Annotated in this window: 12 protein-coding genes and 1 tRNA gene; 5 read left to right on the plus strand and 8 right to left on the minus strand. The window is 72.7% G+C overall.

Going from position 1 to position 14,661, the window contains the following annotated elements:
• The first annotated feature begins 1 nt into the window (after position 1).
• Positions 2-586: a serine O-acetyltransferase EpsC gene (gene epsC, locus NQ707_RS02460; RefSeq protein WP_058730335.1), complete on the plus strand. Its 585-nt coding sequence runs from the start codon at positions 2-4 to the stop codon at positions 584-586.
• 113 nt (positions 587-699) lie between these two features.
• Here the strand turns inward: epsC and gndA are convergent, their stop codons facing one another.
• From gndA to NQ707_RS02475, 3 genes are all read right to left on the minus strand, one after another.
• Positions 700-2,226: an NADP-dependent phosphogluconate dehydrogenase gene (gene gndA, locus NQ707_RS02465; RefSeq protein WP_058731594.1), complete on the minus strand. Its 1,527-nt coding sequence runs from the start codon at positions 2,224-2,226 to the stop codon at positions 700-702.
• A 71-nt stretch (positions 2,227-2,297) separates the two neighbouring features.
• A tRNA-Val gene (locus NQ707_RS02470) sits at positions 2,298-2,370 on the minus strand.
• Positions 2,371-2,475: 105 nt separating this feature from the next.
• Positions 2,476-2,889, minus strand: a complete 414-nt coding sequence (locus NQ707_RS02475; protein ID WP_058731595.1) for a DUF3052 domain-containing protein — start codon at positions 2,887-2,889, stop codon at positions 2,476-2,478.
• 364 nt (positions 2,890-3,253) lie between these two features.
• Between NQ707_RS02475 and aceE the strand changes: the two genes are divergently transcribed.
• From aceE to NQ707_RS02495, 4 genes are all read left to right on the plus strand, one after another.
• Positions 3,254-5,947, plus strand: coding sequence for a pyruvate dehydrogenase (acetyl-transferring), homodimeric type (gene aceE / locus NQ707_RS02480; RefSeq protein ID WP_058731603.1), 2,694 nt, complete (start codon positions 3,254-3,256; stop codon positions 5,945-5,947).
• Positions 5,948-6,135: 188 nt separating this feature from the next.
• Positions 6,136-7,029 (plus strand): ACP S-malonyltransferase, encoded by an 894-nt coding sequence (locus NQ707_RS02485; protein ID WP_058731596.1) that lies wholly within the window; start codon positions 6,136-6,138, stop codon positions 7,027-7,029.
• 144 nt (positions 7,030-7,173) lie between these two features.
• Complete coding sequence (locus tag NQ707_RS02490) at positions 7,174-7,419, plus strand: acyl carrier protein (protein ID WP_058731597.1); 246 nt, start codon at positions 7,174-7,176, stop codon at positions 7,417-7,419.
• A gap of 132 nt (positions 7,420-7,551) precedes the next feature.
• On the plus strand, positions 7,552-8,820 hold the full coding sequence (locus tag NQ707_RS02495; protein WP_058731598.1) for a beta-ketoacyl synthase: 1,269 nt from the start codon (positions 7,552-7,554) through the stop codon (positions 8,818-8,820).
• A gap of 289 nt (positions 8,821-9,109) precedes the next feature.
• Here NQ707_RS02495 and NQ707_RS02500 read toward each other — a convergent pair whose 3' ends face one another.
• The 5 genes from NQ707_RS02500 to NQ707_RS02520 all read right to left on the minus strand — a co-directional run bounded on the left by NQ707_RS02500 (position 9,110) and on the right by NQ707_RS02520 (position 14,660).
• The gene (locus NQ707_RS02500) at positions 9,110-9,616 is read right to left on the minus strand and encodes a DUF3145 family protein (protein ID WP_058731599.1); all 507 of its coding nucleotides are present in this window, start codon (positions 9,614-9,616) and stop codon (positions 9,110-9,112) included.
• A 133-nt stretch (positions 9,617-9,749) separates the two neighbouring features.
• Positions 9,750-10,802 (minus strand): tyrosine-type recombinase/integrase, encoded by a 1,053-nt coding sequence (locus tag NQ707_RS02505; RefSeq protein ID WP_404434574.1) that lies wholly within the window; start codon positions 10,800-10,802, stop codon positions 9,750-9,752.
• Positions 10,799-11,635, minus strand: coding sequence for a uroporphyrinogen-III synthase (locus NQ707_RS02510; RefSeq protein WP_058731601.1), 837 nt, complete (start codon positions 11,633-11,635; stop codon positions 10,799-10,801). Before NQ707_RS02510 ends, NQ707_RS02505 begins: the two co-directional genes overlap by 4 nt.
• Before the next feature lie 71 nt (positions 11,636-11,706).
• Complete coding sequence (locus NQ707_RS02515) at positions 11,707-13,065, minus strand: DNA-processing protein DprA (RefSeq protein WP_404434577.1); 1,359 nt, start codon at positions 13,063-13,065, stop codon at positions 11,707-11,709.
• Positions 13,066-13,118: 53 nt separating this feature from the next.
• Positions 13,119-14,660 carry a YifB family Mg chelatase-like AAA ATPase gene (locus NQ707_RS02520; protein WP_075514929.1) on the minus strand — a complete coding sequence of 514 codons (1,542 nt, stop codon included), beginning with the start codon at positions 14,658-14,660 and terminating at the stop codon, positions 13,119-13,121.
• Between the last annotated feature and the right edge of the window lies 1 nt (position 14,661).

Raw genomic sequence — 14,661 nt, forward strand, 5'->3', positions numbered from 1 at the left:
CGTGGGCTTCCTCTCCCGCCTGCGCGAGGACCTGGACACGGCCCGGTCCCACGATCCGGCCGCGCGCGGCAGCCTCGAGATCATGATCAACTACTCGGGGCTGCACGCGATCTGGATGCACCGAGTCGCCCACCGCCTCTGGCAGCGGGACGCGACCAAGGCCACGGCGCGCACCCTCTCGCAGGTCTCCCGCTTCCTCACCGGGATCGAGATCCACCCGGGGGCGCAGATCGGCCGCCGGTTCTTCATCGACCACGGCATGGGCGTGGTCATCGGGGAGACCACGGAGATCGGCGATGACGTGATGCTCTACCACGGGGTGACCCTGGGTGGGCGCTCACTGGAGAAGGTCAAGCGGCACCCGACCATCGGGGACGGCACGACCGTGGGGGCCGGGGCCAAGGTGCTCGGGCCGATCACGATCGGCGCCGGCTCCGCGGTCGGGGCGAACGCCGTGGTGGTCCACGACGCCCCCGCGGATTCGATCGTCACCGGGATCCCGGCGGAGCACCGTCCGCGCACCCCGGAGAAGAAGCAGCCGCTGGTGGATCCGGCCACCTACATCGATCCCGCCATGTGGATCTGAGGTCCCCGCACGGGTGAGCCCAGCCCGAGGCCGTACGGTGCCCGCCCGCAGAAGACGACGCCCCGCCCTTCGCAGTGCGAAGGGCGGGGCGTCGTCGTGTTCCACGCTGGGACTTACTTGGAGGGCTCCTTGTTGACCCGCTCCGGGGTCGAGGGGGCGGTCTGCTCCTCGTCGGTGCGGATCTCGGTGCGGTCCCCGGACCACAGGGTGTGGAACGTGCCGGGGCGATCCACGCGCTGGTAGGTGTGCGCGCCGAAGAAGTCCCGCTGCCCCTGGATCAGGGCGGCGGGCAGGCGCTTGCGCCGCAGCGCGTCGTAATAGGACAGCGAGGAGGCGAACACCGGCACCGGCACGCCCAGCGCGGTGGCCTTGGCCACGACGCGGCGCCAGGAGGGAACCAGCTGCTCCATGACCTTCCGGAAGCCCGGGGCCAGCAGCATGTTCACGGGGGCGTCCTCCCCGCGGTAGGCCTGCATGATCTCCCCGAGCAGCTCGGCGCGGATGATGCACCCGGCCCGCCACAGGGAGGCGATGACGTCCAGCTTCAGGTCCCACCCGAACTCCGCGCCGGCCTTGGACAGCTCGTCCAGGCCCTGGGCATAGGAGACCAGCTTGGAGGCGTACAGCGCCCGGCGCACGTCCTCGATGAACTCCGGGTCCCCCTGGGCGACACCCGTGGTGGAGATCAGCCCGGCGGACAGCTGCTCCTGGGCCTGGCGGCGGGCTTCCACATCCGAGGAGGACAGGGCGCGGGCGAACACCGACTCGGCGATACCGGAGACCGGGGCGCCCAGGTCCAGGGCGGACTGCACCGTCCAGCGTCCGGTGCCCTTCTGCCCCGCCTCGTCCTTGATGACGTCGATCAGGGCCTCACCGGTCTCGGCGTCCCGCTGGGAGAGGACCTCCGCGGTGATCTCGATAAGGTAGGAGTTCAGGTCCGTGGTGTTCCACTGCCGGAAGACCTCGGCCTGGGCCGCAGGCTCCAGGCCGACGACGGAGCGCAGCAGGTCGTGGGCCTCCCCGATGACCTGCATGTCGGCGTACTCGATGCCGTTGTGCACCATCTTGACGAAGTGCCCGGCCCCGTCGGTGTCGATCCAGGCGCAGCAGGGGGTGCCGTCGTCGGCCTTGGCGGCGATGGTCTCCAGCAGGGGTCCCACGGACTCGTAGGACTGCCGGGAGCCGCCGGGCATGATGGAGGGCCCGTTCAGGGCGCCCTCCTCACCGCCGGAGACTCCGACGCCGACGAAGTGCAGCCCGTTCGCGGCGCACTCCTGCTCGCGGCGGATGGTGTCCTTGAAGTAGGAGTTGCCGCCGTCGATGATGATGTCGTCCTCATCCAGCAGCGGGGTCAGCTGCTCGATGACGGCGTCCACGGGGGCGCCGGCCTTGACCATGACGAGGATGCGGCGGGGCTTCTCGAGGGAGTCCACCAGCTCCTGCAGGGTCTCGGTGCGCACGAAGTCGCCCTCGTCTCCGTGCTCGGCCAGCAGCTCGTCGGTCTTGGCGGTGGTGCGGTTGTGCAGGGCCACGGTGTACCCGTGCCGGGCGAGGTTCCTGGCCAGGTTGGCGCCCATCACGGCGAGTCCGGTGACGCCGATCTGCGCCCGTGCGGTGTTCTGGGAGTTCTCTTCTGCCATGCACCCCAGCCTACGCGGTGTGCGGCGGGTGCGGACAGTCCGGGCGGGCGCGCCCGCGGCGCGATCGTGGGTGGGTCCTACCGGGATCGAACCGATGACCTACTGGGTGTAAACCAGTCGCTCTGCCAGCTGAGCTAAAGACCCTGGCGAACGGGTGGGAGGCTTGCGCAGCCGCCGGCACCCGATCCGAGGGAACACCGTACCGGATGCACAGCCCGCAGGGGGAATCCGCCGCGGCCGCGAGGGCCTTCAGAACCGGGTGCCCACCAGTCGGGTCGCGGCCCACTCGGGGCAGGCGGCCTCGGTGGTGGTCACCCGCAGCCCGGCGGTGGGGGCGGCCTCCTGCAGGTCGGCCGGGGAGACGTAGCCGTCGCGCCCCGCCTTCGGGGTGAGCACCCAGACGACGCCGCCGTCGTCCAGGGTGGTCAGGGAGTCCACCAGCGCATCCACGAGGTCCCCGTCCCCGGCGCGCCACCAGAACAGCACCGCGTCCGCGACCTCCTGGGCGTCCTCGTCCAGCAGCTCCTCGCCCGTGAGGTCCTCGATGTCCTCGCGCAGGGCGAAGTCCACGTCCTCGTCGTAGCCGAACTCCTGGATGAGGTCGCCCTCCTTGAAACCGAGCAGGACTGCCGAGCGGTCCTCGGCGGTCGTGGTCTCGCTCACTGGTTCTTCCTCCTGAGGGGTCTGGGGATCGCCGCGGAGCCGATGCTCGCCGCGGGCGACGGCCGACGTCGCGGGGATGGCGCGCGCCGGCGTCGTCACACGTACCACCCAACACCGTCGACGCCGTCGGATCAAGTGTCGGCACCCGCCCGACGTGGCGCACGCCATGGGTCGGCGGGCTCGCCACGGAAGGGCCCGCACACCCCGGATATGACACCATGGAAGGTGACGCGGCGCGCCGACGAGGGCGCGCCGGGAGCGGCCTCTGACGGGGCGCATGCTCCCCACTGACACCGAGTGAAAGAGGTTCACCGTGGCTCCCTCAGCGACGAACGACCACATCCTCAGCCAGCTCACCGCCGGCATGGCCGACCAGGACCACGAGGAGACATCCGAGTGGATGGAGGCCTTCGACCAGCTCGTCGAGACCCAGGGCACCGAGCGGGCCCAGTTCATCGTCCGCCGCCTGCTGCAGCGGGCCGGGGCCAAGTCCGTTCAGGTCCCCACCGTGACCACCACCGACTACGTCAACACCATCCCCGTGGACCAGGAGCCGGAGTTCCCGGGCGATGAGGAGATCGAGCGCCGGTACCGCGCGCTACTGCGCTGGAACGCCGCCGTCATGGTCCACCGCGCCCAGCGCCCCGAGATCGGGGTGGGCGGTCACATCTCCAGCTACGCCGGCGTGGCAACCCTCTACGAGGTGGGCCTGAACCACTTCTTCCGCGGCCAGGACCACCCCGGCGGCGGGGACCAGGTCTACTTCCAGGGCCACTCCTCCCCCGGCAACTACGCCCGCGCCTACCTTGAGGGCCGACTGACCGAGGAGGACCTGGACGCCTTCCGGCAGGAGAAGACCAAGCCCGGCCACGAGATGCCCTCCTACCCGCACCCCCGGTGCAAGCAGGACTTCTGGCAGTTCCCCACCGTGTCCATGGGTCTGGGCCCGCTCAACGCGATCCACCAGGCGCAGTTCAACAAGTACCTGCACAACCGCGGGATCAAGGACACCTCCGAGCAGCACGTCTGGGCCTTCCTCGGCGACGGCGAAATGGACGAGCCCGAGTCGCGCGGCGCCCTGCAGCTGGCGGCCAACGACAAGCTGGACAACCTCACCTTCGTCGTCAACTGCAACCTCCAGCGCCTGGACGGGCCGGTGCGCGGCAACGGCAAGATCATCCAGGAGCTGGAGGCGTTCTTCCGCGGCGCCGGCTGGCACGTCATCAAGGTCATCTGGGGCCGCGAGTGGGACGCGCTGCTGGAGAAGGACGAGGACGGCGAGCTCGTGAAGATCATGAACGAGACGCTGGACGGGGACTACCAGACCTACAAGGCGGAGAACGGCGGCTTCATCCGCGAGCACTTCTTCGGGCGCTCCCCCAAGACCAAGGAGATGGTCGCGGACATGTCCGACGACGAGATCTGGTCCCTCAAGCGCGGCGCCCACGACTACCGCAAGGTCTATGCGGCCTACAAGCAGGCCCTGGAGACCAAGGGCCGGCCCACCGTCATCCTGGCCCAGGGCATCAAGGGCTACGGGCTGGGCACCCACTTCGAGGGCCGCAACGCGACCCACCAGATGAAGAAGCTGACCCTAGAGGACCTCAAGGTCTTCCGGGATCGCCTGCGCATCCCCGTCTCCGACGAGGAGCTGGAGAAGGACCTCTACGGCGCCCCGTACTACCACCCGGGTCCGGACGCCCCGGAGATCAAGTACATGCTGGAGCGGCGCAGGGAGCTCGGCGGGTTCATCCCGATCCGCGACGGACACCAGCGGCCCATCTCCCTGCCCCCGGAGAAGGCCTACGCCGGGGCCAAGAAGGGCTCGGGCAAGCAGATGGCGGCCACCACCATGGCCTTCGTGCGCCTGCTCAAGGACCTGATGCGGGACAAGGAGTTCGGCAAGCGGATCGTCCCGATCATCCCGGATGAGGCCCGCACCTTCGGCATGGACTCCTTCTTCCCCACGCAGAAGATCTACAACCCCAACGGCCAGAACTACCTGTCCGTGGATCGCGAGCTGATGCTGGCCTACAAGGAGGCCACGGACGGTCAGCTGCTGCACGTGGGCATCAACGAGGCCGGGGCCACCGCGGCGTTCACCGCCGTCGGCTCCTCCTACTCCACCCACGGCGTCCCGATGATCCCGGTGTACATCTTCTACTCGATGTTCGGCTTCCAGCGCACCGGCGACGGCTTCTGGGCCGCCGCGGACCAGCTCTCCCGCGGGTTCATCATCGGCGCGACGGCCGGGCGCACGACCCTGGCCGGCGAGGGCCTGCAGCACATGGACGGGCACTCCCCGATCCTGGCCTCGACCAACCCGGCGGTGCGCCACTACGACCCCGCCTACGGCTACGAGATCGCCCACATCGTCCAGCGCGGCCTGGAGCACATGTACGGCGAGGGCGACGAAGACCACGACGTCATGTACTACCTCACGGTGTACAACGAGCCGATCGTGCAGCCGGCCGAGCCGGAGGACGTGGACGTGGAGGGGATCCTCAAGGGCATCTACCTGCTCAAGCCCGCCGAGATCGACGGGCCGCGAGCCCAGCTGCTCGCCTCCGGCGTGGCGGTGCCGTGGGCCCTGGAGGCGCAGCGGATCCTGGCCGAGGACTGGAAGGTCTCCGCCGACGTGTGGTCCGTGACCTCCTGGAACGAGCTGCGCCGGGACGCCCGCAAGGCCGAGGAGCAGGCGATGCTGCACCCGGAGCAGGAGCAGCGGGTGCCGTTCGTGACCAGCCAGCTGGAAGGCGCCACCGGCCCGATCGTGGCCTCCTCGGACTTCACCTCCGACGTGCCCGATCAGATCCGCCAGTACGTGCCCAACGAGTTCGCGACCCTGGGTGCGGACGGCTTCGGCTTCTCCGACACCCGGGCCGGGGCCCGCCGGTTCTTCCACATCGACGCCCACTCGATGGTGGTGCGCGCCCTGGAGATGCTGGCGGCCCGCGGCGAGGTCGACGCCGACGCCCCGCGTCAGGCCATCGACCGGTACCACCTGCTGGATCCGGCCGCCGGGGTCTCCGGCAACTCCGGCGGGGAAGCCGCCTGAGCCCGACCCTGCTACCCGCGGGCCGGGACCGACGGGACCGTCAGTGCGACGGCCCCCGTCCGGACCCGGCCCGCGGGCGTCTGTGCGGGGGGTCTCCGCACGGGTCGCAGGGCGGGGCCGGGAAAACCGGAGCGCCCCACGGCCCGTACGGACATGATCTGCGCGCCGATTCGTGGAAAGCTGAGACCGTGATTGCCATACTCTGCCCTGGACAGGGCTCCCAGAAACCCGGATTCCTCTCGCCGTGGCTCGACGACGAAGCGCTGCGCACCCGCCTGGCGGGGCTGGGCGACGTCGTCGGACTGGACCTGGTGCGCTTGGGCACCGAGGCCGATGAGGAGACCATCAAGGACACCGCGATCGCCCAGCCGCTGATCGTGGCCGCGGGCATCGTGGCCGGCGAGCGGCTGAAGGAGGCCCTGACCGGCGAGGACCTGGTCTGGGCCGGGCACTCGGTCGGGGAGATCACCGCGGCCGCGCTGTCCGGCGTGCTCAGCGCGGAGGACGCGCTGCGCTTCATCAAGGTCCGCGCCGAGGGCATGGCCCGGGCCGCCGCGGCCGAACCCACCGGGATGGCCGCGGTGCTCGGCGGGGACGAGGAGCAGGTGCGCGCGGCCATCGAGGAGGCCGGACTGACGGCGGCCAACGCCAACGGCGGCGGTCAGATCGTCGCCGCGGGCACCGCCGCCCAGCTGGAGGCCTTCGCGGCCGCTCCCCCGGCCCGCACCCGCGTGATCCCGCTGAAGGTCGCCGGGGCCTTCCACACCCACCACATGCGCCCGGCCGTGGGACCTCTGCAGGAGCTGGCCCGCGGCCTGGAGCCCGCCGAGCCGGTCTCGACCCTGCTGTCCAACCGCGACGGCAAGCCCGTGACCTCCGGGGCCGCGGCCCTGCAGTCCCTGGTGGACCAGGTGACCCGCCCGGTGCGCTGGGACCTGTGCCAGCAGAAGCTGCTGGAGCTGGGCGTCGACTCCGCGTGGGAGCTGCCCCCGGCCGGCACCCTGACCGGGCTGGCCCGGCGCGCCATGAAGGGCGTGCCGGTCACGGCCCTGAGCTCCCCGGAGCAGCTGCCGCAGCCCTGATCCCCGACCCCCGCGGGGTGGCCGCTGACCGCGGGGAAGAAGCGGAGCGGCGCCGGGGCCGGTAGACTGGCCCCCGGCAGAGCGAAACCCATTCGGCCCGCGCGGCCCAAGCGCCGCCGGGAGACTGCAAGACAAGGAGAACCGATGGCTGACAAGAACGAGATCCTCGCCGGACTGGCCGAGATCGTCAACGAGGAGACCGGTGTGGAGACCGAGGAGGTCCAGCTGGAGAAGTCCTTCACCGAGGACCTGGACATCGACTCCATCTCCATGATGACCATCGTCGTCAACGCGGAGGAGAAGTTCGGGGTGACCATCCCGGACGAGGAGGTCAAGAACCTCAAGACCGTCGGCGACGCCGTCGACTTCATCGCCAACGCCTCCAACTGACGGCGGACGGCGAAGCCGCCGCGTGGGGTGCGGCGCCCAGTCGGCGCCGTGCCCCGCGCGCTCTCGCCGCGAACCCCGGCCAGCACCATCCGCCCGCCCCGCGGGCTCCCCGCAACAGAAAGTTCTCGGCAGATGAGTCGCAAAGCAGTCGTGACCGGTCTCGGAGCCATCTCACCGATCGGCGCCAGCGCCCACCAGATGTGGGCCAACGCCCTGAAGGGAGTCTCCGGCGTCGTCCGTCTGGAGGACGAGTGGGTGCAGCAGCACCAGCTGCCCGTCTACATCGCCGGGCGGGTCAGCTCCCCCATCAGCGAGTCCGAGTACGTCTCCCGGGTGGAGACCAAGCGCCTGGACCCCTCGGGGCAGTTCGCCGTGCACTCGGCCCGTCAGGCCTGGGCCGACGCCGGGTTCACCGGTGAGGACGCCGAGGCCAGCGAGGAGCTGGATCCGGAGCGGGTGGCCGTGTCCTTCGGGACCGGGATCGGCGGGGTGTGGACCCTGCTGGACAGCTGGGACACGCTGCGCGAGCGCGGCCCCCGCCGGGTGCTGCCGATGACGGTGCCGATGCTGATGCCCAACGGGGCCGCGGCCGCCGTCTCCCTGAACCACAAGGCCCGCGCTGCGGCGCAGACCGTCGTCTCCGCGTGCGCCTCCGGCACGGAGGCCCTGCACGTGGCCCTGGACCTGATCCGCACCGGCAAGGCCGACGTCGTGGTCGCCGGCGGCACCGAGTCCGCGATCCACCCCCTGCCGCTGGCGGCCTTCGCGAAGATGCAGGCGCTGTCCACGCGCAACGACGAGCCGGAGCGGGCCTCCCGCCCCTACGACGTCGATCGGGACGGCTTCGTGATGGGCGAGGGCGCCGCAGCGCTGATCATCGAGTCGGAGGAGCACGCCAAGGCCCGCGGGGCGCGCATCTACGCGGAGCTGGCCGGCACCGGGGTCTCCTCGGACGCCTTCCACATCACCGCCCCCGACGCCGAGGGCCTCGGTGCCGCGCGCAGCCTGCGCGAGGCGATGGCCTCCGGGGACTTCACCGCCGCCGACGTCAAGCACGTCAACGCGCACGCGACCTCCACCCCCGTGGGGGACATCCCGGAGGCCACGGCCCTGCGGGCGGCCTTCGGCTCCGCGACCGATGACATGGCGGTCTCGGCCACGAAGTCCATGACCGGGCACCTGCTCGGCGCCGCCGGGGCGATCGAGGCCGTGATGACCGTGCTGGCGGTGCACGAGCACAAGGCCCCGGCGACCATCAACCTGGAGCACCAGGACCCGCAGATCGACCTGGATGTGGTCACCCAGGCCCGGGATCTGCCGGCCGGGGAGATCGTCGCGGTCTCCAACTCCTTCGGCTTCGGCGGGCACAACTCGGTGGCCGCCTTCCGCTGGGTGAACTGACCCCCGCATCCCCCACGCGCACGACGGCGCCCCGGCTGGACAGATCCTGCCGGGGCGCCGTCGTCTCCCGTGGGTGCTTCTCTGGCTTTCCTCACGCCGCGGGTGCCATGCCGGGGGCCGCGGCGGGTTCCCGGCAGGCGGGTTTCGTGCTGAGATGCGCTGTTCGTGCTGAGATGCGTCCCGCCGTGCGGTATCTCAGCACGATCCCCGCATCTCAGCACGAACTCAGCATCTCAGCAGGGGGCGTTCCTGGGTGGTGCGGTGCCGCTGAGGCCGAGCAGGCTCGGGGTCAGCTCACCCGGTGCAGCACGCGCACGTTCTCCGGGGCGCTGACGCACTCGCGCAGGGGCTCCAGCTCCTCGTCCCACGCCTCCCCCAGCGCGAGGGAGAACTGGCGCAGCAGGGCCTGGGGATCACCCTGGGCGCTCTCGTAGGCGCAGCGCACGCGGTCCTCGGTGATGACGGTGTTCCCGGCGGCATCCGTCATGGCCCAGAAGATGCCGAGGCCGGGGGTGTAGGCCCAGCGACCGGCGTCGGATCCGGGGCGGGCCTCCTCGTGGATCTCGAAGCGCAGATTCCCCAGCTGACGCAGGGCGGAGGCCAGCAGGGCACCGGTGCCGCAGGGGCCCTCCCATTCCAGGGTGGTGCGCACCTGTCCGGGCAGGGCGAACTGCGGGGACCACTGGGGCTCCGGGGTGCGTCCGACCACGGATTCCAGGGCCCACCGGATGTGCGGGCACAGCGAGGCGGGGGCTGCGTGGATGTGCAGCACCCCGTGGGTGCGGGGGGTGTTCACGTCGTCTCCTCGGGACACGGGACAGATGCGTCTTCCCCTACGATCTGTCGCCCCGACGGCGGACGTTGCGGGCCCTCGCCCGGGCACCATTGTGCCCCACCCGCAGCGATGGGCCAACCGCGACCCGGCGCGCTCAGGCCCGTGGGTGGGCCCCGCGGTAGGTGTCGGCCAGGCGCTGCACCGAGACGTGGGTGTAGATCTGGGTGGTCGCCAGGCTGGCGTGTCCCAGCAGCTCCTGGACCGCGCGGATGTCGGCCCCGCCGTCCACCAGGTGCGTGGCCGCGCTGTGGCGGAAGACGTGGGCGCCGGTCACCCCGGTGTCCGTGGCTCGGGTGAGGGCCGCGTTGATATCCTCCCGCAGCTGCCTCGGGTCCGCCCGTCCGCCGCGGGGCCCGAGGAACACCGCCGACGCGGCCGACCCCTCGGGGTGGGCACCGGCCCAGCGGGGGCGGCCCTGCTCCAGCCAGGCACGCAGGGCGGCGACGGCCGGGGCCCCCAGGGGGACGGTGCGCTGCCGGTTGCCCTTGCCGGTCAGGGTCAGGGTGCGCCGCTCCCAGGAGATGTCCCCCAGATCCAGGCCGGCCAGCTCCGCGATGCGCGCGCCGGTCGAATACAGCACCTCCACGACCGCCAGCGTCCGCAGCCGGCGGGTGCGGGCCGCGGGAGGCTCTGATCCTTCGCTGCCGGGGCCCGCGGACGCCCCGGACTCGGCCGCCGCAGCTTCGGCCGCGTCGGAACGGGCGCGCTCGGGCTCGCGCAGGTGGGCGATGACGGCCTCGACCTGCGCGGCGGAGAGCACCGGCGGCAGGCTGCGGGGGCGCTTGGGCGACTGCAGGCGCACGGAAGGGTCGACGGGAACCAGCCCCTCCCGCTGCGCCCAGCGGAAGAAGCCGCGCGCCGCGGAGGCCCGACGGGCGGAGCTGGTCCGGGCGGCACCGTCGTGCCCGGCCAGCCAGTCCCGCAGGTCCTCCAGGGTGATCTGCTCCGGGCTCTCGCGTCCGCGGCGCTGGGCGTGGCGCATCAGGTCCGCCAGATCCCCCAGATACGCGGCGATGGTGCGCGGGCTGCGATGCCGCTCCCACCGCAGGTGCTCCTCGTACTCGCCCAGGGCGCGGGCGTGGGCCTCCCCCAGCTCCGGCTCTCCCGACCGGTCCTCCCCGGGCCGGTCGGCCGTCGGGGCGCTCACGGCCGCTCCCGAGGTGATCGACTCTGCGCCCATGTACCGACCTGCCGCAGCATCGCCCCCAGCCGGAAGCGCTCGGGGTGCTGCACGGTGAAGCCGTGCTCCCGCAGGGGTGCGGCGGTGACCGCCCCGACGGCGAACAGGCCGAGGTCCCCCGAGGCGCTGCGCTCGGCCAGGCGGCACCGCTGCTCGGCGTCGGCCGCCTTCAGCCACGCCGCGGCGGCCCCCGCGGAGGTGAACAGCACGGCATCGGCCGATCCGTCGGCGGCTTCGCGCACGCTGCGCAGCACCGGCTCCGGATCCGCGGGCTGGGCATAGCGGTACAGGACCACCCCGTGCACCTGCGCACCCCGTTCGCGCAGGTCCCGGGCGTCGCGGCCGTCGTCCATCCCGTGGTGCTGGATCGCGACGGTGCGTCCGCTCAGCCCCTCGACGGTGAGGTGTTCGATCAGCTCGCTCGTGCTCTCCCCGGGTGCGACCCAGTCGGCCGTGAGCCCGGCTGCCCTGATGGCCCCGTGGGCCTTGGCCCCGCGGGCGAGCAGGCGGGTCTGACCGAGCAGGCGGCGCAGCGGCTCTCCGAGCTCGAGCGCATCGGCGGCCGCCAGCCACGCGCGCAGCCCCACCCCCGTGGTGATCAGCACCGCCTCGGGACGCGCGGCGAGGATCGCGCGGGTGTCCCGGGCGATCTGCTCGTCCCGCTCGGCCGGCACCACCACCAGGGCGGGGCAGTGGAAGACCTCCGCGCCGAGGCGGGTCAGGGCCTCGTCGATCTCCCGGGAGCGTCGCTGGGCCGTCAGGTGCACGCGCAGCGGCGCTCGGGCATCGGTGTCGCTCACGTCAGAGACCTCCTGGGTCGATGGGTGCGCCGTCGCCCCGGGTCGAGGGAACCGGGGCGACCTCCTGCCCTTCACACTGTATCCACCGGGGTGCCCGATCCCGCACGCTGCGCCGGACGGGAGTCCGGGTGCAGCCGCCAGGTGCCGTCCTCGCGCCGCTGGGCCAGCCCCCGGCCCTCCAGCACAGACAGGCTCGGCAGCACCTGGCGGATCGCCAGCCCGGCGACGGCGCACAGCCGATCCGCGGGCACGGCGCGGGCCACGGGCAGGGCATCCAGCACCAGCCGCTGCACCTCGTCCAACCCCTCCCGCGGATCCGGCTCCCCGGGACCGGCACCGGTTCCCGCGACGCCGCCGAGCCCGGAGCCTTCAGGCCCCGACGCCTCGGGTCCGGCCGCGCCGGCCCCCGACCCGGGCATCGGCAGGAGTCCCTGCCCCGCGCCGCTCAGGCCCGGCAGCTGCGGGGAGCCGATGAGCTCCCGCAGGTCCCGGGTGCTGGTGACCATGCTCACCGGCTCCTCCTGCAGCAGCCGGTGGCAGCCCGCCGACTGGGCGCTGAACACGCTGCCGGGGACCGCGGCCACCGTGCGCCCCCATTCCAGGCCGTGGTGGGCGGTGTTCAGCGCCCCGGAGCGCCACCCGGCCTCCACCACCACGATCACCTCCGCCAGCCCCGCGATCAGCCGGTTGCGCTGCAGGAAGCGGTGGCGCATCGGGGAGCACCCGGGAGGGACCTCGGTGAGCACCAGCCCGCGGTCGGCGATCTCGCGCAGCAGGTCCTCGTGCCGGCGGGGGTAGAAGCGGTCGATGCCGCAGGCCAGGAAGCACACCGTCGCCGGGTCCCGGACGGAGGTGGCCAGGGCGGCCCGGTGCGCGGCGGCGTCGATCCCGAAGGCCCCGCCGGACAGGATCCCGTAGCCTTCGGCCGCCAGATCGCCGGCCAGGTGGGAGGTGACGGCGGTGCCGTAGCCGGTCGCGTCCCGGGAGCCGACGAAGGCGATCTCCCCGACCCCGCACCGGGCCAGCCGCTCCCGCTGCCCCCGCCCCCACAGCCCCCACGGCTGGGCCGGGCCGAGGTCCAGGAAGGGCTCGGGCCAGTCCGGATCCTCCGGGCAGGCGAACCAGGCGCCGTGGTGGCGGGCGAGGGTCTCCTCGAGGGCCTCGACCCGGCGCAGCCCGACCCGCGGCTGCCACCGCCGCACGGCCTGCTCCAGGGCCTCCTCGGTGAGGCTGCGGGCGTGTTCGGGCCAGGCTTCGGCCGCTTCGCGCCGCTCGGCCGGGCTCGGGCGGTCGCGGCCCTCGGCGATGGCCAGGGCGCGCTCCGGTCCGAAGGCCGCGACCAGCACGATGGCCACCGAGTCCTGGGGTTCGGCGATCTGCATCAGGCGCTGCCGGGCGGTGCGCACGGCGGCGGGGGCGGGAGAGGACATGACGGTCTCCTGGGATGTGGTTCGGTCGGCGGGTCGTGGCGGCGGGACTGTGCTCAGGCGGGAGCCAGCTGGGAGGTCAGCCGCAGGCTGATCGCGGTGTCGATGTCCTGGCGTGCAGGCGAGGTGCGCCCCTCCAGATCCGCGATGGTCCAGGCCAGGCGCTGCACGCGGTCGCAGCCGCGCAGGGTCAGCTCGCCCCGGTCCAACAGGCCCTGCAGCGGGGTGAGCACGGTGGGTTCCAGGCGCAGCGCACCGCGCAGGTGGGTGCCGCCGAGCTGGCCGTTGGTGGACAGGCCGAGTCCGGCCAGCCGCTCGGCGGCGATCGCGCGGGCCTGGCGGACTCTGGCGGCCACGGCGGCGCTGGTCTCGGCCTCGCCGCGGCTGCGCATCTGGGCGTAGGAGAGCTTGGGCACCGTGATGTGCAGGTCCACCCGGTCCAGCAGCGGCCCGGAGAGCTTGGCGAGGTAGCGACGACGCTCCACCGGGCCGCAGGAGCAGCGTCCCCCGCCCATCTCCTGGGAGCGTCCGCACGGACACGGGTTGGCGGCCAGCACGAGCTGGAAGCGGGCCGGGTACTGTGCGCTGGCCCGGGCCCGGTCGATGGTGATCAGCCCGGATTCCAGGGGCTGGCGCAGCGCGTCCAGAACTCCGCGGCGGAATTCCGGGGCCTCGTCGAGGAAGAGCACGCCGCGGTGGGCCCGGGAGGCGGCACCGGGTCGCGGCAGCCCGCTGCCCCCGCCGACGATCGCGGCCGCCGAGGCGGTGTGGTGCGGGGCCTCCCACGGGGGATCCTCGATCAGCCGGGTCAGCGGGGCGGTGCGCTGGCCGATCGAGTGCACCGCGGTGACCTCGTGGGCTTCGGCGGCCCCGAGCCGCGGGAGGATGCCCGGCAGCCGTTCGGCGAGCATCGTCTTCCCGGATCCGGGTGGCCCGACCATGGACAGGTGGTGGCCTCCGGCGGCGGCGATCTCCAGGGCCCAGCGGCCCTCCTCCTGCCCGACGACGTCGGCCAGGTCCTTGGGTGCTGCGGGCGCGGGCTCCGCGACGACGGCGCGTGGGCGCTGCGGCGGGCGGATCAGCGTCTCGGTGCGGGCGCCGGCCCAGGCCAGGACATCGGCCAGGCAGGAGAACCCGTGCACGACGGCCCCCTGCACCAGCTGCGCCTCCGGCAGGTCCTCCTCCGCCACCACGACGTGCTCGTGTCCAGCGGCCACCGCCGCGGCGACGCTGGGGAAGACCCCGGGCACGGGACGCAGGGAGCCGTCCAGGCCGAGCTCGGCCAGGTAGACGCACCCGCCGGTGGGCTCGGTGGCGCCGTCGGCCTGCACCGCGGCCATGACGATCGCGAGGTCGTAACCCGAGCCGGTCTTCGGCAGGGTCGCCGGGGTGAGGTTCACGGTGATGCGCCGCGGGGCCAGGGCGCGCCCGCTGTTCTTGGCCGCCGAGCGGATCCGCTCCCGGGACTCCATGAGCGTGGCGTCCGGCAGCCCCAGGAGCACGAAGGACGGCAGGGATGCGCCGATGTCGGCTTCCACATCCACCAGGTGGCCCTCCAGGCCCAGCAGGGCGACGGTGTGCGTGCGGGCGAAGCCCATC

This window comes from Rothia sp. BD8 (assembly GCF_044878465.1).
In the GTDB taxonomy this organism is placed as follows: Bacteria; Actinomycetota; Actinomycetes; order Actinomycetales; family Micrococcaceae; genus Rothia; species Rothia kristinae.